The sequence below is a fragment of the Nonomuraea sp. NPDC050310 genome, assembly GCF_040655795.1.
Lineage (GTDB): Bacteria > Actinomycetota > Actinomycetes > Streptosporangiales > Streptosporangiaceae > Nonomuraea.
In genome coordinates, this window is sequence record NZ_JBFAKP010000003.1 from 202,502 (window position 1) to 223,362 (window position 20,861).

Below are 20,861 nucleotides of genomic sequence, written 5' to 3' on the forward strand. Positions count from 1 at the left end.
GGGAGTGAAATTAACAGGTAGCCTTCCTGATGAAAAGAGCTATCAGGAAGGTTTCCTGATGAATACCATGGCCTGACGGAACGTGGCTGACTACTATGGCTGGCGTGAGGACCGCCACCCCCGCCCTGGCCAGGGCCATCAACGACCGGCTCGCGCTCGACCTCTTCCTGACCCGGGGGCCGTTGACCGCTCCCCAGCTCCGGGACCTGACCGGTCTGTCGCGCCCGACCGTCTCCGACCTCATCGAGCGGCTGCAGGGCGAGGGGCTCATCGAGGTCACCGGCGAGCGCGGCGAGGAGCGGCGCGGGCCGAACGCGCGGGTCTACGGCCTGGTCGCGGCGCGCGCCTACGTCGCGGGGGTGGACCTGCGGCGGAACGCCGTCCACGCCACCGTCGCCGACATCACCGGCCAGGTCCTCGGCTCGGCCTCCATCCCCCTGCCCGGCCCGGCCTCCGTCCCCCTGCCAGGCCCGGCCCCTCTTTCCCCGCCAGGCCCGGCCCCTGTTTCATCGCCCGGCTCCGCCTCTGTCTTCCCGCCCGGCTCCGCCTCCGTCTTCCCGCCCGACTCGGCCTCTGTTTCCCCGCCCGGCTCTCCACCCGAGGTGGACCTGCCCGGGCTGCTCGCCGCCGCGGTGGCGCGGGCCGCGCAGGGCCGGCCGCTGCACCACGTGGTGATCGGCGCGCCCGGCGTGGTCCACCCGCACACCGGCCTGTCCACCATCGAGGGCCTGCCCGGCTGGCGTCCCGACCTGCTCGACGCGGTACGGCGGAGCCTGTCCGGCCTGCTCACCGACCCGGCCGCGACCCGCGTGGCGATGGAGAACGAGGTCAACCTCGCCGCCATCGCCGAGCACCGCCTCGGCGCCGGGGCCGGGCACGACGACTTCGCCCTGCTGTGGCTCGACGACGGCGTGGGCGCGGCGCTCGTCCTGGACGGGCGGCTGCGGCGTGGCGCCTCGGGCGGCGCGGGCGAGGTCGGCCTCATCGAGGTCGGCGGCGAGCCGATCTGCTGCCTGGTCCAGGAGAGCGTCGGGGCCGGGCTCGCCGACGCGGCCCTGGCCGAGTGCGTGGTGCACGGGGCGTTCTCGCTCGCCGCGGTCGTCGACCCCGGGCTGATCGTGCTCGGCGGCGCCACCGGCCGGGAGCGTGGGGCGGGACTGGCCGAGCTGGTGCAGGGGCGGCTGGCCGAGCTCTACCCGCCGCCTACCCAGGTGCGGGCCAGCACCGTGGAGGGCAACGCCATCCTCGAAGGCGCCGTCCTGACCGCCTTGGACCGCGTCCGCGACGAGGTCTTCGGCTGACCCACCCGGGCAGTCACCACTTCGGCTGGCCCGCCCGGACGGCTGCGGCTTTAGTTGGCCCGCCCGGAGGGCTGGGACTTCGGCTGGCCCGCCCGGATGGCTGGGGCTGTGGTTGGGCCGCCCGGGGTGGGCTGCGGGGAACTAGGCTGCCAGGCGTGCGTTACATGGTCATCGAGACGTTCCCGCACGGTGCGCGCCCCGTCTACGAACGGGCCGCCGACCGCGGCCGGATGTTGCCGCCGGGCCTGGTCTACCTGGACAGCTGGGTGGCGGCCGACCGGCTGGACCGCTGCTACCAGCTCATGGAGACCGACGACCCGGCCCTGCTGGACACCTGGGTGGCCGCCTGGAGCGACCTGGTCGACTTCGAGATCGTCCCGGTGACCGGCTCGGCCGAGGCCGCCGCCCGGGTCCTCGGTGGCTAGGCTCGGGCCGTGACGGATCACGATTCTGCGCACGTCCGTGCCATCGACGCCTTCATAGCCGCCGCCAACGCCGCGGACGCCGACCGGCGCGCGACCTTGCTGAGCCTGGCGCTGTCGGCCGACGTCGTGTTCTGGGGGCCGCTGGGTCGCGGCGTGGGACGTAAGGCGGTCGAGGACTTCATCACCGAGGTGATGCAGGCGCATCCGTCCGGCCCGTGCCGCATGGTCCGCGCCACCCGGGTGGACGCGCCGGAGGAGTGGGCACGCTACGGCTGGCGGTACGAGGACGGCGAGGGGCGCACCCTGCTGCAGGGGATGGACGTGGTGCACGTCACCGCCGAGGGGGACATCGACGAGATCGTGGTGTTCGCCGGCCCGCTCACCTGAGCCGAAGCCCGAAGAAAGCCGTCCGACCCTCCTGAGCCGGAGGACGAAGGAAGCCGCCCGACCCTCCTGAGCCCGAGGACGACGGGGCCGGGGCCTTTTCGGGTCCCGGCCCGGTCGGGTGGGGCTCAGCCCAGGTCGGCGATGGCCGCGACCGGGCCGCCGCCCGACGGGCCCTGGTGGACGGCGGCGACGGAGACGAAGACCGCGGGGTCACCGGTGACCGAGGCCGTGACCCCGCCCACCGCGGCCTTGATCTGCCGGTGCCAGTGCACGTCGGAGTCGTCGAGCATGATGTTGCGCCGCCCGCGCACGTGCCCCGAGGGGTCGGCCTCGCACTTGAGGAAGACGTTGACCAGCCGCCCGCCCAGATCGCTGGAGTGCGGCCGTTCGGGCAGGTCGAGGCCGGCCGAGCGGATGGCCGCCCAGATGCCGTCGGCGTCGAGCGCGTCCTTCATCACCGAGTGCCCGATCCGGTAGCGCCCTCCGATGCCCCGCACGTTGCCGACCAGCACGATCTGCGCCCGGTCGAGCTCGACGCCGGAGGAGCAGGAGGCGACGCTGCTGTACAGGGACAGGTCGCGGAAGATCTGCTCCTCGGCCGGCATCTCGATCTCGCCGAGCGCGACCGCGATGCCGAGGGCGGTGGTCGCGTTCGACAGGTCCATGGACGGCCCGGTGTCCTCGATCACCGTCTCCTTGCCGCGGCTGCGCGCGTCGGCGATGGTGGCGAGGGTGAGCAGCGGCGTCTTGGTCTGGACGTAGTGCACGTCGGCCGGGTCCTCGATGCCGGCGACCTTCATGGCCTCCAGCACCCCGGCGGCGACCTTGGAGACCATGGCCGGGCGGCCGATGTCCTCGGGCAGGATCACGTCGCTCATCGCCACGCCGACCGACAGCCGCGGCTCGTCGGTGGCGTACCCCGCGGCCTCGACGGCGGCCGGGTCGACGGTGGCGAAGACGGTGGCGTGCGGGCTGAGCACGCCATCGGTGCCGCCGGACCACACCAGCGGCACGCTGTCCGGGGCGGGGTGGCCGTGGCGGGCGAGCACGCCGCGGAAGGCCATGTCGGCCAGGATCCGGGTGTAGTCGTTGACTCCCCCGTTGCCCTCGGTCTTGCCGATCACCGCGAGCACCCGGTGCGCCTCGATCACGCCGTCCTCGATGAGGCGTTCGAGCCCGGAGGCGTCGGTGACGCTATCGATCATGACTTTGCGCACTTCAATGGGATCCGGCATCGTTCTCCACTCTCGTTCCTACAGTTCCCGACAATGCGTCCGCGAGGTCGCGCAGGGCGACGATGATCGCCCGGGTGCCGCCTCCGGTCACGAAGCGCAGCGCCGCCTCGACCTTCGGGCCCATGCTGCCGCCCGCGAAGTGCCCGGCGGCGTGCAACACGCGCAACTCCTGGGCGCTGATCCGGCCGATCGGCCTGGGGTCCGGCCCGCCGTACCCGATGACCGCGTTGGGCACGTCGGTGGCGATGATCAGTACGGTCGCCCCGACGTCCCGTGCCAGGCGGGCGGCGGCGAGGTCCTTGTCGACGACCGCCTCGACGCCGACCGGCGAGCCGCCCCGCCGTACCACGGGCACTCCCCCGCCCCCGGCGGCGACGACGGTGAAGCCGGCCTCCATGAGCGCGACCGCGGCGGGGGCGTCGAGGATCTCCAGCGGTTCGGGCGAGGCGACCACGCGCCGCCAGCCGCGTTCGAACCGCCGCCAGCTCTGACCCAGCTTCTCGAAGCGCCGGGCCTCGGCCTCGGTGAAGTAGCGGCCGATCGGCTTGACCGGGTCGGCGAACCCGGGGTCGCCGGCGTCGACCAGGGTGCGGGTGACGACGGTGGCGGTGCGCCCGCCGAGCGCGTTGAGGATGAGCGTGCCGATGGTGGCCTGCGTCTGGGCGCCGCACCAGTCGAGCGGCACCGGCGGCACCGTCTCGGCGGCGAGCTGGTTCTTCAGCAGCAGGTTGCCGACCTGGGGGCCGTTGCCGTGGGTGAGGATCACCTGGTGCCCGGCGTCGATGAAGCCGCGCACGTGCCGCATGGCCTGCTCGACCGCGGCCTGCTGGTCGGCCGGGGAGGCGGTGCCGTCCGGGGCGGTCATGGCGTTGCCGCCGAGCGCGATGAGGAGCCGTTCACCCACGCTGTGACGCTATCCAGGCGGCGGGCGGCGTTCATGGGCAATCTCTGCCCAGTCCGGGCCGATTCTTCGTCCTATGCTGACGGGCGGATCTCACGGAGAGCGGAGGCGGGCGCGGTGACCAACATTTCGGCCGGCGGGGTGACCCTGGCCTATCGGGCGCTGGGCGCGGCGGACGCGCCGCCGATGGTGTTGCTGCACGGGCGGTGCGCCAACCGGAACGACTGGAACGGCATCGTCCGCGACCTCGCCGCCACCTACCGGGTGTACACGCTCGACCTGCGAGGTCACGGGGAGAGCTCCCGGCCGGGCGCTTACGCGCTGCCCGAGATGGCCGAGGACGTCCGGGCCTTCCTGGACGCGCTGGGCATCGAGCGCGCGGTCGTCGTCGGGCACTCCCTGGGCGGCATGGTCGCCTACCACCTGGCCGCCGCCCACCCGGAGCGGGTCTCCGCCCTCGTCATGGAGGACCCCCCGCCGCCGTTGCCGCTGACCCGCCCGCCGCTGGAGGAGGACACCGGCGACCCGAACTTCGACCGCGAGATGCTCGTCCAGACCGAGCGCCAGTTCACCGCCCCCGACCCCGCCTGGGCGCCCGGGCTGCAGCGCATCACCGCACCCACCCTGGTCGTCTCCGGCGGCGCCACCAGCCACGTCCCGGCCCCGCGCACCGCCGAGCTCATCCCGGGCGCCCGCCTGGTCACCATCGAGGCCGGTCATCTGGTCCACTTCACCCAGCCGGCCGCCTTCCTGGCTGCGGTGACGGACTTCTTGGCCGCCTTGCCCGCCTAGCGAGCAAACGACGGAACGCCCCCTTCCGGAAGGAAGAGGGCGTCCCGTGGGAGGGGTCAGACCGTGACGAGCGCGGCCTCGGCCTCCAGGGTCGCCGCGGTGGCGTTGATCACCGCGGCGATCCTGAGCGCCTCCTGGATCTGCTCGCGCGGCATGCCGGAGCCGCGCAGGACCTGCTCGTGCGACTCCAGGCAGCGCCCGCAGCCGTTGATCGCGGAGACGGCCAGGCACCACAGCTCGAAGTCGACCTTGTCGACGCCGGGGTTGCCGATGACCGTCATGCGGAGCTTGGCCGGGAGCGTGCTGTAGGTCTCGTCACCGATGAGGTGCGTGGACCGGTAGTACACGTTGTTCATGGCCATGATCGAGGCCGCCGCCTTGGCCGCGGTGAACGCCTCGGCCGACAGCTTCGCCCCGGCCTCGGCCGAGACCGCCGCGATGACCCGCGCCGAGCGGGTGGTCAGCGCGCAGGCCAGGACGGCGCCCCAGAGCTGCTGGTCGGTCAGCGACGAGGTGGTCGTGACCGAGCCGAGGTTCAGCTTGGTGTCCTTGGCGTAGGCGGGAAGAGCCTCGCGGAGGGATTCGACGCTCATGGGTCAGCCGCCCAGCAGGGCCTTGGCGTCCAGGCCGGACTCGCCCTTGTTCCAGTTGCAGGGGCACAGCTCGTCGGACTGCAGCGCGTCGAGGACCCGCAGGACCTCCTTGACGTTGCGGCCGACCGACCCGGCGGTCACCATGACGAACTGGATCTCGTTGTTCGGGTCCACGATGAAGGTGGCGCGCTGCGAGACGCCGTCCTTGCCCAGCACGCCGCAGTCGGCCGACAGCTCGCGCTTGATGTCGGAGAGCATCGGGAAGGGCAGGTCACGCAGGTCGGCGTGGTCCTTGCGCCAGGCGTGGTGGACGTACTCGGAGTCGACGGAGACGCCCAGCACCTGCGCGTCACGGTCGGCGAACTCGCCGTTGAGCCGGCCGAACTCGGCGATCTCGGTCGGGCAGACGAAGGTGAAGTCCTTCGGCCAGAAGAACACCACGCGCCACTTGCCCTCGTAGGTCTTGTGGTCGATCTGCGCGAACGCCTTGTCGGGGTCGAGGTCGACGCAGGCGGTCAGCTCGTACTCGGGGAAGTGGTCACCGACGGTGAGCAACTCGGTATCTCCTTGCTGTGGATTCGTGGTCCGTGCCCCCACCCTCCCCCACGTAGCATTGATTCGAGAAATCGAGCAGTCGGACCAATCTGAGAGGTGTTTCCTATCAGTGAGCCCATGCCCACCCTCGCTCAACTGCGGGCATTCCTCGCGGTAGCCGACCATCTCCACTTCCGGGAGGCGGCCACCGCGCTCCGGATGAGCCAGCCGGCGCTGTCCGGGGCGGTCTCGGCGCTGGAGGAGATCCTCGACACCCAGCTCCTCGAACGCACCACCCGCAAGGTGCTGCTGACGCCCGCGGGCGAGCGGGTGGCGCGGCGGGCCGAGCGGGTGCTGGCGCAGATGGAGGAGCTGGTCGCCGAGGTGGCTTCGGGGCGGGAGCCGTTCAGCGGCCCGGCGCATCTGGGCGTCATCCCGACCGTCGCCCCGTACGTCCTGCCCGCGTTGCTGCCCATGTTCGCGCGGCGCTTCCCCAATCTCAAGCTCACCGTGCACGAGGCCAAGACGGAGACGATCCTGGAGGAGGTGCGGGAGGGGCGGCTCGACTTGGTGCTGCTCGCGCTGCCCACCGAGCTGGGCGGGCTGGTGGAGGAGCCGCTCTACGACGAGGACTTCCTGCTGGCCGTACCGGAAGGGCATCCGCTGGCCGGCGGCGAGGGGCCGATCTCCCGCGAGGCGCTCAAGAACCTCGACATCGTGCTGCTCAACCAGGGGCACTGCCTGCGCGAGCAGGCCATAGACGTGTGCCGGGAGGTCGGCGCGCGCGCCACCGCGACCACCTACGCCACCAGCCTGCCCACGCTGGTCCAGCTCGTGGCGGGCGGGCTGGGCGTGACCCTGCTGCCCGAGTCGGCGGTGCCGGTGGAGACGGGCAAGCGGGTACGGCTGGCGCTGCGCCGGTTCGCGCCGCCCGCGCCGGGCCGGACGATCGGCCTGGCCTACCGCGCCTCCTCGGCCCGGGCGGCGGAGTACAGCCAGCTCGCCAAGGCGGTGCGGACGGCGGTCAGGCAGCGCAAGCTGCCGGTGACCGTGGTGCCGTCCGCCTGACCGGCCGGGAGCTCAGGAGGCGCTCAGCCGCTTGAGCCGCGCCGCGGCCTCGTCGATCACCTCGTCCTTCTTGCAGAAGGCGAAGCGCACGAAGTGCCGGCCGCGCTCGGGGTGGTCGTAGAAGACCTGCGTCGGGATGGCGACCACCCCGGCCAGTTCCGGCAGCCGGCGGGTGAGGTCGAGCCCGTCGGCGTGGCCGAGCGGCCGGATGTCGGTCTGCACGAAGTAGGTGCCCAGCGGCTTGAGCACGCCGAACCCGGCGGCGGCCAGGCCCTCCATGAGGCGGTCGCGCTTGCCTTCGAGCCCGGCGCGCAGCTCGGCGACCCAGCCGAGCTCGTGGCGCAGCCCGTGCGCGACGGCGAGCTGCCAGGGGCCGCCGACGGTGAAGGTGAGGAACTGCTTCACCGTCTGCACGGCCCGCACCAGCGGCGCGGGGGCGCAGATCCAGCCGGTCTTCCAGCCGGTGACCGAGAAGGTCTTGCCCGCCGAGGAGATCATGACCGTGCGCTCGCGCATGCCGGGCAGGGTGGCCAGCGGCACGTGCTCGACGCCGTCGAAGGTGAGGTGCTCGTAGACCTCGTCGGTGATCGCGATCAGGCCGGCCTCCTGGCAGAGCGCGGCGATCTCGCCCAGCTCGGCGCGGGTCAGGACGGTGCCGGTGGGATTGTGCGGGGAGTTGACGAGGATCGCCCGGGTGCGCGGGGTGACCGCGGCGCGCAGTTCGGCGGGGTCGAAGGTGAACCGGCCGGTCTCGTCCGGCCGCAGCGTCACCGCCACCAGCCGGGCCCCGGCCAGCGCGATGGAGGCGGCGTAGGAGTCGTAGTACGGCTCGAAGGCGATCACCTCGTCGCCCGGCTCGCACAACGCCAGCACACTGGCCGCGATGGCCTCGGTGGCGCCCACGGTGATCAGGATCTCCCCGTCGGGGTCGTACTCCAGCCCGTAGTGCCGCAGCCGGTGCTCGGCGACCGCCTGGCGCAGCTCCGGCAGGCCCGGACCCGGCGGGTACTGGTTGGCGCCCGACCCGATCGCCTCGACCGCGCGGCGCAACATCGAGTCGGGGCCGTCGGTGTCCGGGAAGCCCTGCCCGAGGTTGATCGAGCCGGTGCGCAGGGCCAGGGCGCTCATCTCGGCGAAGATCGTGGTGCCGAAGCCGCGCATGCGGGTGACAAGGGGTTCGCTCACGGACGCCACCCTAATAGGCTCGCCCCGTGCTCTCCCGGGTCCTGCTCGCGCTCGCCTGTCTGTTCTCCCTCGCGGCCGCGGCGCGGCCCGCTTCGGCCGGGGAGTTACCCGAGCCCGCCGGGATCGAGTGGTCGGCCTGCCCGGTCCGGGTGCCCAGCGGGGCCCGCTGCGGCTTCCTGATCGTCCCCGAACGCCGCGACGCGCCCGATCGCACGATCAAGGTCGGCTTCGCCCGGCACATGTCCACCTCGATGCAGCGCAAGCCCGACCCGGTCGTCTACACCAGCGGCGGCCCCGGCTCGGCCTCGCTCCAGTTGCTCGGCCTGCTCCGGCAGGCCTTCCCCGACCGCGACGTGATCGCCCTCGAACAGCGCGGCAGCCGCTGGTCGGAGCCGAGCCTCGGCTGTCCCGAGACCGCCCAGCTCCTGCTCGACGAGCTGCGCGCCCGGCCGTCCGGCGCGGGCTCGTGCCTGGCGCGGCTGCGTGAGGAGGGCGTCGACCCGCGGGGCTACACCACCGCCGAGATCGCCGCCGACGTGCCCGCGTTGCGCGCCGCGCTGGGCTATCCGCAGTGGAACCTGTTCGGCGTCAGCTACTCCACCCGCTCGATGCTCCAGGCCGCCGCCCTCGACCCGGAGGGCACCCGCGCGGTCGTGCTCGACTCCTTCCTGCCCGAGCAGGTCGCGTGGTACGACGACGCCGAGCGCAACCTGCTCGACACCCTGACCAGGCTGGGCCTGCGCGAACAGTTCGACCAGGCGGTACGGCAGGCCGACGCCCACCCGATCGAGCTGCCCGCGCTCGATCCGGTCCGCGGCACGTCCTTCACCACCCGGCTGACCGGCGACGATCTCAAGGCCTTCCTCGCCGAGGCGCTGCACGAGGCGCCGGTGCTGGCCGTCGCGCCCGTCCTGGTCGGCGCGCTCGCCGACGGGCGCACCGAGGTGCTGCGCCCGCTGATGGACCAGATCGCGCCCGCGCTGGTCTCCCACGACTGGGGCCTCTACCACGCCGTGCAGTGCCAGGACGAGGTGCCCTTCAACGCCTTCCCGGCCGAACCCAGGCTGTTCACCGTGAAGGTGGACCGGGCGCTGTGCCGGGAGTGGGCACTGCCGAAGGGCAAGCCCGCGAAGGCGACGACGCAGGCCCCGGTGCTGGTGGTGGGCGGCGAGCTCGACCCGACCACGCCGCCGCGCACCGCCCGCCCGGCCGCGGCCGCGCTGCCGAACGCGCGGTTCGCGGAGTTTCCCGGGGTGGGGCACGCGGTCTTCCTTTCCGGCGCGTGCGGGCGGCGGGTCATCGGGGCCTTCGTGGCCGATCCGGCCGCCGCCGCGCAGCCGGTCGGGTGTGCCGCGCCGTACGAGCGGGTGGGGCCGGAGGAGGTGCACCTGACGGCGGCGCCGTACCGGTTGCTCGGCACGCCCTGGCTGGGCTTTCCGCTCGCGCTGTTCGCGCTCTTCTCGGTGCTGCAGCTCGTGGCCGGGGGCGGCCGGGGCTGGGCGCTGACCGCGTTCGCCGGGCTGAGCGGGCTGGCCTTCCTCGGGCTGAGCTTCCAGGTGCTCTACGCCCAGTTCAAGACGAACCAGGTGGTGCTCGGGCTGGGCGTGCCGAGCGTGGTGGCCCGCGAGCTGACCGTCCTGCTGGCGGTCTCGGCCGGGCTGTCGCTGCTGGCCCTGACCCGGCGGCGCGGCTGGCCGCACCTCGCGTCTGCCACGGTGGCGACCGGTTTTCTCCTATGGTGGGTGCTCTGGATGCTGTGACGAGGATCAGGCGGCTGGACGCGCTCCGCGGCTTCGCGGTGTGCGGGATCATGGTGGTCAACACCTGGCAGCACAGCGGCACGCAGGAACGGCTGATCGAGGGCTTCCTGCAGGGGCGCTTCTACCCGATCTTCTCGGCGCTGTTCGGGGTGAGCTTCGTGCTCATCCTGCGCGGCAGCTCCCGCTGGATGCTGCTGCGGCGGCTGCTGTGGCTGTTCTGCTTCGGGGTGATCCAGCACACCTTCTACCCGGGCGAGGTGCTGACCGACTACGCCTTCTGGGGCGCGCTCGCCCTGCTGCCGGCGTCGTTCCTGCCCGGGCTCGCCGTGCTGGCGCTGGGCGTGGCGGCCGTCGGCGTGGCGATCTGGCAGGGCGGCGGCGCGGCGCTCATCCCGGGGCTGCTGCTCGTCGGGATGGCGATCATGGAGTTGCGCCCGCCGGGGCGGCTCCTGCCGTACGCGTTCGTGTCCTCGGCGCTGCTGTCCGGCTGCCTGGTGTGGGGCTGGCTCAGCACCGGCTCGTGGTTGCTGTTCACCCTGTCGGCGCTCAGCGGCGCGGCGGCCTACGCCACCGGTTTCCTGCTGCTGCCGCCGTTCCCGCCGCTGGAGCGGATGGGCCGGATGGCGCTGACCAACTACCTGTCCGGCACCGTGGTGATCGCGCTGACCCACGGCCCGGTCTGGACGGTCGCCGGGCTCACCCTCGCCGTCCAGGCGGCGGTGAGCTGGTGGTGGCTGTCGGCCTTCCGCTACGGACCGCTGGAGTGGGTCTGGCGCTGCCTGACCCGCTTGGAGCGGGTGCCGAACCGGCGGATACTCCAGGAGTGACCCTCGCCGCGCTCCTGCACGCGCTCGACGACGAGATCCCCCGCGCCCTGGACCTCCGCCACCGCCTGCACGCCTGCCCGGAACTGGGCGGGGAGGAGCACCGCACGGCCGCGCTGATCGCCGGCGAACTGCCCGGGCACCGGGTGGTGGCCGGGACCGGCCTGCTGGCCCGGGTGGGGGCGGCGGGTCCGGCGGTGGCGTTACGGGCCGAGCTGGACGGGCTCGCGATGACCGAGGCGACCGGGGCCGCGTTCGCCGCCGCCAACGGGCACATGCACGCCTGCGGGCACGACGTGCACGCGGCGGCGCTGGCCGCGGTGGTGCGGGCGGCGGCCCGGGTGGCGGTGCGGGACGGGCTGCCCGCGCCGCTGGTGGCGCTCTTCCAGCCGTGCGAGGAACGCCATCCGTCCGGGGCGGTGGCGGTGCTGCGGGCCGGGGAGTTGGCCGCCGAGCAGGTGGCGTCGGTCTCGGCCGTGCACGTCCACCCCGACCTGCCGTGGGGCAGCCTGGGCGCCGAGCCCGGCACGGTCAACGCGGCGGCGGACGCGGTGCTGGTCGAGATCGAGGGCTCCGGCGGGCACGCCGCCTACCCGCACCGGACCCGCGACCCGGTGCTGGCGCTCTGCCAGACCGTGGTGGCGCTGCACACGCTGGTCGGCCGGCGGCTCGACCCGGTCGAGGGCGGCACGCTCAGCGTCGGCATGGTGGCCGCGGGGCACACCGAGAACGTCATCCCGGGGCTGGCGCAGGCCCGGCTGACCATCCGCTCGATGACCGAGGCCGACCAGGCGGCGCTGCGCCAAGCGGTGTGGGAGACGGTCGAGCACGTGGCCGCGGCGCACGGCTGCCGGGCCCGGTTGACCGTCACCAAGAGCGAGCCGCCGCTGGTCAACGACCCCGCCCTGACCGAGGAGGTACGGCGCGGCCTGCCCGCGGCCGGTTTCGCGGCGGCCCCGCCGTGGCGCTCGTGCGGCGGCGACGACTTCGCGCACTACGGCGGGAAGCTGCCCACCCTGATGATCTTCGCGGGCCTGCGCGGGGCGCCCGGCTTCGCCCGGGCGGGGCTGCACGAGCCCACGTTCCTCCCGCCGGACGCGGCGGTGGGCGCGGTGGCCCGAGCGCTCGCCCTGGCCTACACCGCCGCCGCCCGCCTCCTCGGCTAGGCGCTCACCGCGCGGCCGGATCGTGCCGGAAGACGAGCAGCCGGAACATCTGCGTGCCGCCCACCACCTTCTCCTTGACCTTCCGCAACCCGTACCGCGCCGCCGCCGACTCCAGCTCGCCCACCGCGACGGCGTTGACCATGTCCTGGTTGCCGGCCAGGTACGCGTCCACGTACTCCTCCGACAGCCCGTTGTCGATCATCCACAGCCGCCAGTTCTCCACCTCCAGCTCGCGCTCCTCGGGCGTGTCCGGGCCGAAGCAGTCGGCGAAGACCAGGCTGCCGCCCGGCGCCAGCCGCTGCACGCACTCGGCGAAGAAGGTGTCCACCTTCTTCTCGTCCGGCTCCATGCCGAGCAGGAAGTGGGTGACCAGCGAGCCGAAGATCACGTTGTGCTGGATGTTCTCCTCGATGTCCTCCCAGGCCTTCTTCTCCATCAGCCGCAGCACGTGCGTGGTGCCGGAGCCGAGCTTGGTCAGCGCCAGGCGGCGCATCTGACCGGCGCGGTCGACCGCGCGGTAGTGGTCGACCGGGTAGTCGAGGCCGAGCCGGTCGAAGGGCTCGCAGAGGGTGCGGATCCAGGGCATGATCGCCTCGGTGAGGCTGCCGGTGCCGTACCCGATCTCCAGGATGGACACCGACTTGTCCAGCTCCTGGAAGATGCGCATGATCTCGCTGGCGACCAGCGCCGAGCAGTCCTGGACCATCTGGTCGTAGCTCGGGATCCAGCAGCGGATGTGCTGGTCGTAGCGGTCGAAGTAGGCCGGCGAGCGGCGCTCGGTGCGGACCGTCCAGTGCGGGTCCCAGCGGCCGATCTGCAGCTTGGCCAGCCAGTCGCGCTTGAGCGAGTGGAAGTCGTGGGTGAGCTCGAAGCGGACCGCCCTGTTCTTGATCGACTCGTAGTAGCGGCGGGCGGCGTTGAAGCGGTGGGCGTCGCGCTCGATGTGCAGCATGCGGCGCTCGCCGGGACCGCCCTCGCTGCGCTTGCGGTAGCCGCCGATGCAGTCGGGGTTGAGCAGCAGCAGGTGGCGGCCGACGGCGGCGTCGCCGAAGGGGTGCTGCAGGGCGCGGCCGGGCATGACGTCGTCCACCGCGGCCACGTAGATCTCGTAGTCGCTCTCGGCCAGGCTCGCCTTCTGCTGCGCCCACATGGTGATGTAGCGCGACAGCTCGCCCTCCTCCTGGAAGAACAGCCGCCAGTCGACCAGGAAGATGCGCTCGGTCACCTGGGCGCTCATCTGTTCGGGGTGTTCGAGGTCGGACTGCCAGAAGGTCTCGGTGTCGTCGGTCAGGTCGGCGATGGCGTGGATCGGGCCGCCGTTCCACTCGCGCAGCTCGGCGAAGCAGTGCGAGTAGTAGTCGGCGTCGGTGATGAGGTTCTGGCGGCCCGACTTGCCCACCTCGGAGGCCAGCGCCTGCAGCCAGCCGCTGCGCAGGTGGAGCTGCGGGTGGTCGAGGTCGTGCCCGTTGAGCACGTCCTGGATGTTGCGGTTGAGCAGCGTCAGCCGGCTGCGCAGGGCGCGGTGGCCGCGGCTGAGCGAGCCCTCCTCCAGCCGTTCGAGCTGGCGGCCGAAGTCGAGCTCGAACTTGGCGAAGCCGGCCTCGTTGCCCGCCTCGCTGGGGTAGTTGAGGTAGCGGGGGGCGCCGAAGTCCTCGGGCAGTTCTTTGGTGCCCTCCTGTTTGATCACCACGACCGGCAGGTCGAGCGCGCGGGCGAATCCCACCTCGAAGGCGAGATTCGGGCGAATAGTGCTGCCTTCGAGAATAAGGATGTCCGATTTCCGGATCTGCTCCTGGATTTCCGTGCCGATATTACGGCTGTGGGGCTGTTCCGCCCAGTCGTAACACCCGTACTGGCGTTCCCGCAGGATGTCCTTGACCGCCTGCACGGCGCGGCTCACGGCCTCGAAACCCTCCGCCTCGGAGGACCAGGCCAGAAAGGCGTTCACGGAGTTCACCCCCCAATCAAACCCCGGCCGATCCTTTTGCGCGACGGGTGCGCAAGATATCGTCCTTTATATGAGGAATCCCGCTCCCTGGTTGTTGCGGGCCTCTTTCGTGACGCTCACCATCGCGTCCTTACTTCTCGGCCTGCGGGGATTCGCCCAGCACCTCGACGCGCTGCGGCAGCCGTACACCTTCCTGGATCTGCTTTATTACGACCTGCAGTTGTTCGTGCTGGATCCGCTGCCGCTCGACATGGCCGCGCCGGCACTGCCGCTCAGCCTGGAGATCGCCCGCTTCACCGCGCCGGCCACCACCATCTACGTGCTGGTCGCCGGTGGCGTGCTGCTGTTCTCGACGGAGCTGCGCCGCTTCCGCGCCCGCCGCTCGCGCGGGCACGCGGTGGTGTGCGGGTCGGGACCGCTGGCGATCGTGCTCGCCGAGCGGCTGCGCGCCGAGCACCGGCGCGTGGTGATGGTGAGCAGGACCGCGCCTCCCACGAGCGCGATCCTGCACGTGGCCGGGGACGCCCGCGACCCCGAGGTGCTGCGCACGGCGGGCCTGCCGCGAGCCGCCACGCTCTACGCCTGCGAGGAGGAGAGCGCCACCAACATCGGCATCGCCCAGGCCGCCCACGCCCTCGCCGGCCGTCACGTGGCCACCTACGCGCTGATCCCCGACCCCGACCTGTGCCTGGCCCTGCGCGCCCGCCGCCTCGGCCTGCCGGAGAGCGCCGGGCGGCTCGACTTCTTCAGCCCCGACGCGCTGGCCGCCCGCGTGCTGCTGGAACGCGACCCGGTCAGAGGCCCGGTGATCATCCTCGGCCTGTCGCGCTTCGGGCAGATGCTGCTGCTGGAGATGGCCCGCCAGTGGCACCAGCGCGAGCAGGCCAAGGACAACCTCGCCGTCACCGTCGTGGACGCCCGCGCGAGCGAGGAGGTGGCGCTCCTGACCGCCCGGCACGCCGCCACCCTGGCCAAGCTGGACATCACCCCGCTCAACCTGGACGCCGACGAGGTGCAGCTCCCGGGCAACCTGCCGATGGACCCGCCCGAGCGCGTCTACGTGTGTTACGACGACCAGAACCTCGCGCTCAAGATCGCGCTCACCTCGCCGCGGCTGTGGCTGGGCGGCGTGGGCTCGCTGGTGATCCGGGTCGAGCACGCCACCGCGCTGCGCGACGCGGTGCACGACACCGCGCTGCTGGAGGGCCTGGACGGCGCGCTGCGCATCTTCGCCGTCGCCGAGGCGGCCGGCGACCCGCGGCTGATCGGCGAGGACCTCGTCGAGACGCTCGCCCGCTGGCTGCACAAGCACTACCTCACGGCTCAGTACGCGCTGGGCGATCATGTCATGTTCAACCCCTCGATGGTGCCATGGGATGATCTGCCCGCGGAGAAGAAGGAGTCGAACCGCCAGCTCGCCGCCGACATCGGGAGGAAGCTGCGGGGGGTGCGCTGCACCCTGGGGCCACGGGTGGATCCTGAGGTGGAGTACACCTTCACCGACCAGGACATCGAGAGCATGGCGAAGGCCGAACACGACCGATGGGTGATCATGATGCTGGACGCCGGATGGAAGCACGGTCCCGCCCGTGACGACGAGCGCAAGAGCCATCCCGACGTCTGCGACTGGTCGAACCTGTCGGAGGAGGCGCGGACGAAGGACCGCAACGCGGTGCAGGCCATCCCGAACATCCTGGCCGTCGCGGGCTTCCAGGTGGTGCGGATGAAGCGGGACGCGCGATGACGGTCATCGCCGTCACCGGGCACCGTAAGCTGAGCGCCGGCACCGCGGGGCTGGTGGCCAGGCGGCTGCAGGAGCTGCTGGACGCCGAGCAGCGCCCGCTGGTCGGCGTGTCCTGCCTGGCCGAGGGGGCCGACCAGATCTTCGCCGACGCCATGATCTGGGCCGGCGGCGAGCTCCAGGTGGTGCTGCCCGCCGAGGACTACCGCCAGTCGCTGCCGCCGGCCGCACGCGAGTGCTACGACACCCTGCTCGGCAAGGCCAGCCTGGTGCACCCGCTGCCCTTCCGCACCGCGGGCGAGGCCGCCTACCAGGCCGCGGCCGAGGAACTGCTGGCCCGCGCCGACGAGCTGATCGCGGTCTGGGACGGCGGGCCCTCCCGCGGCCCGGGCGGCACCGCCGAGGTGGTCGAGGCGGCGCGGCGGCGGGGCATGCGGGTGCGGGTGATCTGGCCGCCGGGCGCCGCCAGGGAGGAGCCCGCGGAGCGCTAGGCTCGGCAGCGTGACGAGCATCGCCCTCTGTCAGATCCCTGTCTCCCCCGATCCCGCCGTCAACCTGGAGCGGGCCCGCGAGGCGCTGGCCGCCGCCGAGGGCGCCGACCTGGCGATCTTCCCCGAGGCCGCCCTGACCCGGTACGGCAAGCGGATCACCGAGCTCGCCGAGCCGCTCGACGGCCCCTTCGTCGCCGGCCTGGCCGAAGCCGCCCGCGAGCACGGCGTCGCGGTGATCGCCGGCACCTTCGAGCCCGGCGCCGACGGCCGCGTCCACAACACCGCGGTCGCGCTGCGCCCCGACGGCTCGCTGGCCGCCGCCTACCGCAAGATCCACCTGTTCGACTCCTTCGGCGCCCAGGAGTCCACGCTGGTCGCCCGCGGGGACGAGCCGGTCGTGGTCGAGCTGGCCGGGCTCCGGGTCGGCCTGGTGACCTGCTACGACGTGCGCTTCCCCGAGCTGACCAGAGCCCTGGTCGACCGCGGCGCCGAGCTGTTCGCGGTGATCGCCGCGTGGGGGTCGGGGGTGCTCAAGGAGGACCACTGGCTCACCCTGGTGCGCGCCCGCGCCCTGGAGAACACGACGTGGACCGCCGCCGTGGGCCAGGCGCCCAACCCGGCCGAGTCCTCCGACGGGTTCGGCATCGGCCGCAGCCTCCTGGTCGATCCGCTAGGCGTGGTCCGCAGCGATCTGGGCAGCGGACCGGGCGTGGGGGTGGTCCGGATCGACACCGATTTCACCGCTTCGGCCCGGGCTACCCTGCCATGCCTGGAACATCGAGTGCTCGGGTCGATCGAAAAGTAAGGTAGATCCATGAGCAGGACGCAGATGCAGAAAGTGGTGCCGCCGCACCTGCTCGTGCCGTACCTGTCGGGCAGGCGCACGGTGATCTCGGGCTATGTCTACCGCGTCCAGGACTGCGCGCGGCTGACCAGCCCGCGCCTGCTCTACCAGGGGTTAGATCTGTCCTTCGACGGGTCGCACCTGACGGCCGACGTCCCCGAGCTGTACGTGATGCGGTGGTACGCGCGCGACGTGGACACCTACGCCGTGCCCTACGGGCCGCACATGGGCGGCGACTGGAGCGACGTGGCCCCGTTCGCGGGCAACGGCTTCACCACCTCGCGCGAGCACGTGGTGCCGCAGTTCCACACGATGCCGATGCCCATCCCGGCGGGCGCGGAGATCACCCACGTGACCGGGTCGGACTGGCGGCCGTTCGCCGAGTACGACGGGCTGACCTGGCGGCCCGCCGCATGAGTGTCCCCATCTCCAACGGGTTCGTCGCCCGCTACCGCGAGACCACCTATCCCGCCGCGCTGGGGCCGGAGAGCGACCAGGTGGTGCTCTTCAGCGAGGAGGCCGCCGACGGCTTCGAGGCCGCCTCGGGCTACTGGCGGCGCACCGTCCGGCGGACGGAGCTGGAGTGGCTGGTGCTGGTCCGCACCGTCGGCGCGTTCGGCGGCGAGCCGTGCCTGGTCCTCGACGAGGACGAGAACGGCCTGCACATCGCCTACACCGGCCACAGCGGGATGAAGGCCGAGGCCCTGGGCTACTGGATGGTCGACCACGGCGCCTACGAGGTGATCGTCCCGCCCGAGGAGGTCTTCTCCATCCGCATCGAACGCATACCCGTTCCGTAGGGTCTGCCAACGCAGCGTAGCCCTTCGGGTGTCTCACAGGTGTGGACGAGCTGGAAGGGCGCCTGCGTGAGGCCCTGCGAGCGCGGGCGCACGCTTACCCCATCACACAGGCGCGATGGGACGAGGTCCGGCGCCGGCGGCGCGGCTGGCGGCTGATGCGCTGGTTCCGTCACCGGTAGCGGGCGGTGCGGGCGGCTTGCCGTACCGCTGGATCCTGGCCGAGCAGGCCGGCGATCTCGTACTCCAGCGTGCGCGCGACACGCTGGCAGAAGGTGCGCGGCTCGTAGGCGGCGTCGGGCCGTTCGGGCACGACGCGGTCGACGATGCCGTCGCGCCGCAGGTCGGTGGCGCGGACGCCCTGCGCCTGGGCGATCTCGGGCGCGAAGTCGACGCTGCGGTAGAGGATGGCCGAGGCGCCTTCCGGCGGCAGCGGCGACAGCCAGGCGTGCTGCGCGGCGACGACCCGGTCGGCGGGCAGCAGGGCCAGCGCGCCGCCGCCGGCGCCCTCGCCGAGCAGCAGGCAGACCGTGGGCGCGGGCAGGGTGACCAGGTCGGCCAGGCATCGGGCGATCTCGGCGGCCAGGCCGCCCTCCTCGGCGGCCTTGGACATCGCCGCGCCCGCGGTGTCGATCACGGTGACCAGCGGCAGGCCGAGCTCGGCCGCCAGGCGCATGCCGCGGCGGGCCATGCGCAGCCCGGCCGGGCCGAGCGGGGCGACCGCGCGCTGGCGGCGGCGGTCCTGGCCGAGCACGACGGCTGGCGCGGTGCCGAAGCGGGCCAGCGCCAGCAGCAGGCCGGGGTCGTGCTCGCCCTCGCCGGTGCCGTTGAGCGGGGTGACGTCGTGCGCGGCCAGCTTGAGCAGGGCGCGCACGCCGGGCCGGTCGTCGCGGCGGGAGCGGGTGATCGCCTCCCACGCCTCGACCGGGCGCAGGTCCTCCTCCGGCTCGGGGCCCTGCTCGGCGGTCTTGCCTTCGCGGCAGAGCACCGACAGCGCGCGGATGGCGATCTGCCGCACGTCGGGGGCGTCGACGACCGCGTCGACCAGGCCGTGCGCGAACAGGTTCTCCGCGGTCTGGACGCCTTCCGGGAAGGGGTAGCCGTGCAGCGACTCGAAGACCCGCGGGCCCAGGAAGCCGATCAGCGCGCCGGGCTCGGCCGCGGTGACGTGGCCGAGCGAGCCCCAGCTCGCGAACACCCCGCCGGTGGTCGGGTGGCGCAGGTAGACCACGTACGGCAGGCCCGCCGCGCGATGCCGCTGGACCGCCGCGGTGATCTTGACCATCTGCACGAAGGCGAGCGCGCCCTCCTGCATCCGGGTGCCGCCGCTGGCCGGAGCGGCGAGCAGGGGCAGCCCCTCGGCGGTCGCGCGCTCGACGGCGTCGATGAGGCGGCGCGCGGCGGCCACCCCGATGGAGCCGGCCATGAAGGAGAACTCGCAGGCCACCAGGGCCACGCGACGGCCGCCGAGGCGGCCTTCGCCGCTGATCACGGACTCGTCGTAGCCGGACTTGGCGCGCATCGCGGCCAGTTCCTCGGCGTAGGAGCTGCCCGGCGGGGCCGGGTCCTCCGGCGGGACGTCCCAGGAGCGCCACGACCCGGCGTCGAGGACCGTCCCGATCAGCGTGCGGGCGTCGGGACGGCTCACCCCTGCTCCCCCGCGACGCCCTCCCGGGCCTCCAGCCAGGCCAGCACGGCCTCGTCGTGCTGGCCGAGCGCCGGCGGGGCGGTGTGGACCGCCTCCGGGTGGTCGTCGAAGCGCAGCGGCGGCCCGGGCAGCTCGATCGGGCCGAGCACGGGGTGCTCGACGGTGACCAGCAGTCCCTGCGAGCGGGTCTGCTCCCAGGCGTAGACCTCGTCGATCGACCTGATCGCGCCGGCCGGCACGCCCAGCTCGCCGAGCGCGGCCAGCCAGTGCGCCCGCCCGTGCGCGGCCAGCGCCTTCTCCATGTCGCCGATCAGCTCCTCCCGGTGCGCGAACCGGGCCGGGTTGGAGGCGTAGCGCGGGTCTGCGGGGTCGAGGCCGAGCAGGGTGGCGACCTTGCGCCACTGGCCCTCGTTGGCGACCGCGATCTGCAACAGGCCGTCGGCGCAGCGGAAGGCGCCGTAGGGGGCGATGGAGGCGTGGTGGTTGCCGCCCGCCACGGGCACCTGGCCGCCGACGGTCCAGGCGGTGCCGTGGTAGGAGTGCACGCCGGTCACCGCGGCCAGCAGCGAGGTGCGCACGACCGTGCCCCTGCCGGTGCGCTCGCGCTCGTACAGGGCGGCGGCGACGCCGTACGCGCCGTGGATGCCGGCCAGCAGGTCGGCGATGGAGGCCCCCACCCGGTACGGCTCGCCCGGCCCGGGCCCGGTCAGCGACATCAGCCCGGCCTCGCCCTGGGCGATCTGGTCGTAGCCCGGCCGCCCGCCCTCGGGCCCGTCGTGGCCGAAGCCGGTGATGGAGAGCACGACCAGCCGGGGGTTGAGCTCGTGCAGCCGCTCGACCGGGAAGCCCAGCCGGTCGAGCACGCCGGTGCGGAAGTTCTCGATCAGCACGTCGCTCTGCCGGACCAGCCGTTCGACCAGCGCCTTGCCCTCGGCCGACTTCAGGTCGACCGCGATCGACTGCTTGTTGCGGTTGGCCGCCAGAAAATACGTCGAAATATCCCCCGACGGGCCGACGAAGGGCGGCCCCCAGCCGCGCGACTCGTCCCCGCCCGCCGGGTGCTCCACCTTGATCACTCTGGCGCCCAGGTCCCCGAGCATCTGGGCCGCGTGCGGACCGGCCAGGGCCCGCGACAGATCGAGGACGACGATGTCACCCAGGGGTCCGTGCAAGGTCAGCCTCCACGTCAAGTCGGAGCCTCCATCATCCACCATGGCAGGA

21 protein-coding genes are annotated in these 20,861 nt (G+C 72.8%); 13 read left to right on the forward strand and 8 right to left on the reverse strand.

Features of this window, described 5'->3' with window-relative positions; genetic code table 11:
- The first annotated feature begins 104 nt into the window (after positions 1-104).
- The 3 genes from AB0I67_RS10580 (at position 105) to AB0I67_RS10590 (ending at position 2,113) form a co-directional block, all read left to right on the forward strand.
- Complete coding sequence (locus tag AB0I67_RS10580; RefSeq protein ID WP_357920892.1) at positions 105-1,301, forward strand: ROK family protein; 1,197 nt, start codon at positions 105-107, stop codon at positions 1,299-1,301.
- Positions 1,302-1,465: 164 nt separating this feature from the next.
- Positions 1,466-1,726: a DUF3303 family protein gene (locus AB0I67_RS10585; protein ID WP_357922146.1), complete on the forward strand. Its 261-nt coding sequence runs from the start codon at positions 1,466-1,468 to the stop codon at positions 1,724-1,726.
- A 9-nt stretch (positions 1,727-1,735) separates the two neighbouring features.
- Entirely contained in the window at positions 1,736-2,113 is a 378-nt protein-coding gene (locus AB0I67_RS10590) for a nuclear transport factor 2 family protein (RefSeq protein WP_357920895.1), read from the forward strand.
- Positions 2,114-2,238: 125 nt separating this feature from the next.
- Here the strand turns inward: AB0I67_RS10590 and AB0I67_RS10595 are convergent, their stop codons facing one another.
- Positions 2,239-3,348, reverse strand: a complete 1,110-nt coding sequence (locus tag AB0I67_RS10595; RefSeq protein WP_357920898.1) for a ring-opening amidohydrolase — start codon at positions 3,346-3,348, stop codon at positions 2,239-2,241.
- Positions 3,332-4,252 carry a carbamate kinase gene (gene arcC, locus AB0I67_RS10600; RefSeq protein WP_357920901.1) on the reverse strand — a complete coding sequence of 307 codons (921 nt, stop codon included), beginning with the start codon at positions 4,250-4,252 and terminating at the stop codon, positions 3,332-3,334. Before arcC ends, AB0I67_RS10595 begins: the two co-directional genes overlap by 17 nt.
- A gap of 114 nt (positions 4,253-4,366) precedes the next feature.
- Between arcC and AB0I67_RS10605 the strand changes: the two genes are divergently transcribed.
- Complete coding sequence (locus AB0I67_RS10605; RefSeq protein WP_357920904.1) at positions 4,367-5,041, forward strand: alpha/beta hydrolase; 675 nt, start codon at positions 4,367-4,369, stop codon at positions 5,039-5,041.
- Between the two features lie 56 nt (positions 5,042-5,097).
- Here the strand turns inward: AB0I67_RS10605 and AB0I67_RS10610 are convergent, their stop codons facing one another.
- Positions 5,098-5,634, reverse strand: a complete 537-nt coding sequence (locus AB0I67_RS10610) for a carboxymuconolactone decarboxylase family protein (protein WP_357920907.1) — start codon at positions 5,632-5,634, stop codon at positions 5,098-5,100.
- Between the two features lie 3 nt (positions 5,635-5,637).
- Positions 5,638-6,189, reverse strand: a complete 552-nt coding sequence (locus tag AB0I67_RS10615) for a peroxiredoxin (RefSeq protein WP_357920908.1) — start codon at positions 6,187-6,189, stop codon at positions 5,638-5,640.
- Positions 6,190-6,306: 117 nt separating this feature from the next.
- On the opposite strand from AB0I67_RS10615, the gene AB0I67_RS10620 reads away from it, so the two are divergent.
- Positions 6,307-7,236 carry a LysR substrate-binding domain-containing protein gene (locus tag AB0I67_RS10620; protein WP_357920911.1) on the forward strand — a complete coding sequence of 310 codons (930 nt, stop codon included), beginning with the start codon at positions 6,307-6,309 and terminating at the stop codon, positions 7,234-7,236.
- A 12-nt stretch (positions 7,237-7,248) separates the two neighbouring features.
- Here the strand turns inward: AB0I67_RS10620 and AB0I67_RS10625 are convergent, their stop codons facing one another.
- Entirely contained in the window at positions 7,249-8,421 is a 1,173-nt protein-coding gene (locus AB0I67_RS10625; protein WP_357920914.1) for a pyridoxal phosphate-dependent aminotransferase, read from the reverse strand.
- Between the two features lie 26 nt (positions 8,422-8,447).
- Here AB0I67_RS10625 and AB0I67_RS10630 point away from each other — a divergent pair, with 26 nt between their 5' ends.
- Genes AB0I67_RS10630 through AB0I67_RS10640 form a run of 3 tightly spaced genes read left to right on the forward strand, consistent with a single transcriptional unit; the run spans position 8,448 to position 12,171 of the window.
- Positions 8,448-10,181 carry an alpha/beta hydrolase gene (locus AB0I67_RS10630; RefSeq protein WP_357920917.1) on the forward strand — a complete coding sequence of 578 codons (1,734 nt, stop codon included), beginning with the start codon at positions 8,448-8,450 and terminating at the stop codon, positions 10,179-10,181.
- The gene (locus AB0I67_RS10635; RefSeq protein ID WP_357920920.1) at positions 10,178-11,008 is read left to right on the forward strand and encodes a DUF418 domain-containing protein; all 831 of its coding nucleotides are present in this window, start codon (positions 10,178-10,180) and stop codon (positions 11,006-11,008) included. Before AB0I67_RS10630 ends, AB0I67_RS10635 begins: the two co-directional genes overlap by 4 nt.
- Positions 11,005-12,171 (forward strand): amidohydrolase, encoded by a 1,167-nt coding sequence (locus AB0I67_RS10640; RefSeq protein WP_357920923.1) that lies wholly within the window; start codon positions 11,005-11,007, stop codon positions 12,169-12,171. Before AB0I67_RS10635 ends, AB0I67_RS10640 begins: the two co-directional genes overlap by 4 nt.
- 4 nt (positions 12,172-12,175) lie before the next feature.
- Here the strand turns inward: AB0I67_RS10640 and AB0I67_RS10645 are convergent, their stop codons facing one another.
- On the reverse strand, positions 12,176-14,119 hold the full coding sequence (locus AB0I67_RS10645; protein WP_357920926.1) for a hypothetical protein: 1,944 nt from the start codon (positions 14,117-14,119) through the stop codon (positions 12,176-12,178).
- A 70-nt stretch (positions 14,120-14,189) separates the two neighbouring features.
- On the opposite strand from AB0I67_RS10645, the gene AB0I67_RS10650 reads away from it, so the two are divergent.
- From AB0I67_RS10650 to AB0I67_RS10670, 5 genes are read left to right on the forward strand one after another with little or no spacing between them, the layout of a single operon-like run.
- Complete coding sequence (locus tag AB0I67_RS10650; protein WP_357920929.1) at positions 14,190-15,863, forward strand: RyR domain-containing protein; 1,674 nt, start codon at positions 14,190-14,192, stop codon at positions 15,861-15,863.
- Positions 15,860-16,351 carry a hypothetical protein gene (locus AB0I67_RS10655; RefSeq protein ID WP_357920932.1) on the forward strand — a complete coding sequence of 164 codons (492 nt, stop codon included), beginning with the start codon at positions 15,860-15,862 and terminating at the stop codon, positions 16,349-16,351. Before AB0I67_RS10650 ends, AB0I67_RS10655 begins: the two co-directional genes overlap by 4 nt.
- A gap of 10 nt (positions 16,352-16,361) precedes the next feature.
- On the forward strand, positions 16,362-17,156 hold the full coding sequence (locus tag AB0I67_RS10660) for a carbon-nitrogen hydrolase family protein (protein WP_357920934.1): 795 nt from the start codon (positions 16,362-16,364) through the stop codon (positions 17,154-17,156).
- Positions 17,157-17,165: 9 nt separating this feature from the next.
- A complete protein-coding gene (locus AB0I67_RS10665) occupies positions 17,166-17,612 on the forward strand; it encodes a hypothetical protein (RefSeq protein ID WP_357920937.1) in 447 nt (148 codons plus the stop codon).
- Entirely contained in the window at positions 17,609-17,995 is a 387-nt protein-coding gene (locus AB0I67_RS10670) for a hypothetical protein (RefSeq protein ID WP_357920940.1), read from the forward strand. The genes AB0I67_RS10665 and AB0I67_RS10670 overlap by 4 nt, the downstream gene beginning before the upstream one ends.
- A gap of 169 nt (positions 17,996-18,164) precedes the next feature.
- Here the strand turns inward: AB0I67_RS10670 and AB0I67_RS10675 are convergent, their stop codons facing one another.
- Positions 18,165-19,640, reverse strand: coding sequence for a carboxyl transferase domain-containing protein (locus tag AB0I67_RS10675; RefSeq protein ID WP_357920943.1), 1,476 nt, complete (start codon positions 19,638-19,640; stop codon positions 18,165-18,167).
- Positions 19,637-20,812 (reverse strand): CoA transferase, encoded by a 1,176-nt coding sequence (locus tag AB0I67_RS10680; protein WP_357920944.1) that lies wholly within the window; start codon positions 20,810-20,812, stop codon positions 19,637-19,639. The genes AB0I67_RS10675 and AB0I67_RS10680 overlap by 4 nt, the downstream gene beginning before the upstream one ends.
- Between the last annotated feature and the right edge of the window lie 49 nt (positions 20,813-20,861).

What these genes read in the sequence shown, in the direction of transcription:
- AB0I67_RS10585 (WP_357922146.1), top strand. Translation starts at nt 1,466, where the DNA reads ATGGTCATCGAGACGTTCCCGCACGGTGCGCGCCCCGTCTACGAACGG.
- AB0I67_RS10595 (WP_357920898.1), bottom strand. Translation starts at nt 3,348, where the DNA reads ATGCCGGATCCCATTGAAGTGCGCAAAGTCATGATCGATAGCGTCACC.
- AB0I67_RS10610 (WP_357920907.1), bottom strand. Translation starts at nt 5,634, where the DNA reads ATGAGCGTCGAATCCCTCCGCGAGGCTCTTCCCGCCTACGCCAAGGAC.
- AB0I67_RS10620 (WP_357920911.1), top strand. Translation starts at nt 6,307, where the DNA reads ATGCCCACCCTCGCTCAACTGCGGGCATTCCTCGCGGTAGCCGACCAT.
- AB0I67_RS10650 (WP_357920929.1), top strand. Translation starts at nt 14,190, where the DNA reads ATGAGGAATCCCGCTCCCTGGTTGTTGCGGGCCTCTTTCGTGACGCTC.
- AB0I67_RS10655 (WP_357920932.1), top strand. Translation starts at nt 15,860, where the DNA reads ATGACGGTCATCGCCGTCACCGGGCACCGTAAGCTGAGCGCCGGCACC.
- AB0I67_RS10665 (WP_357920937.1), top strand. Translation starts at nt 17,166, where the DNA reads ATGAGCAGGACGCAGATGCAGAAAGTGGTGCCGCCGCACCTGCTCGTG.
- AB0I67_RS10670 (WP_357920940.1), top strand. Translation starts at nt 17,609, where the DNA reads ATGAGTGTCCCCATCTCCAACGGGTTCGTCGCCCGCTACCGCGAGACC.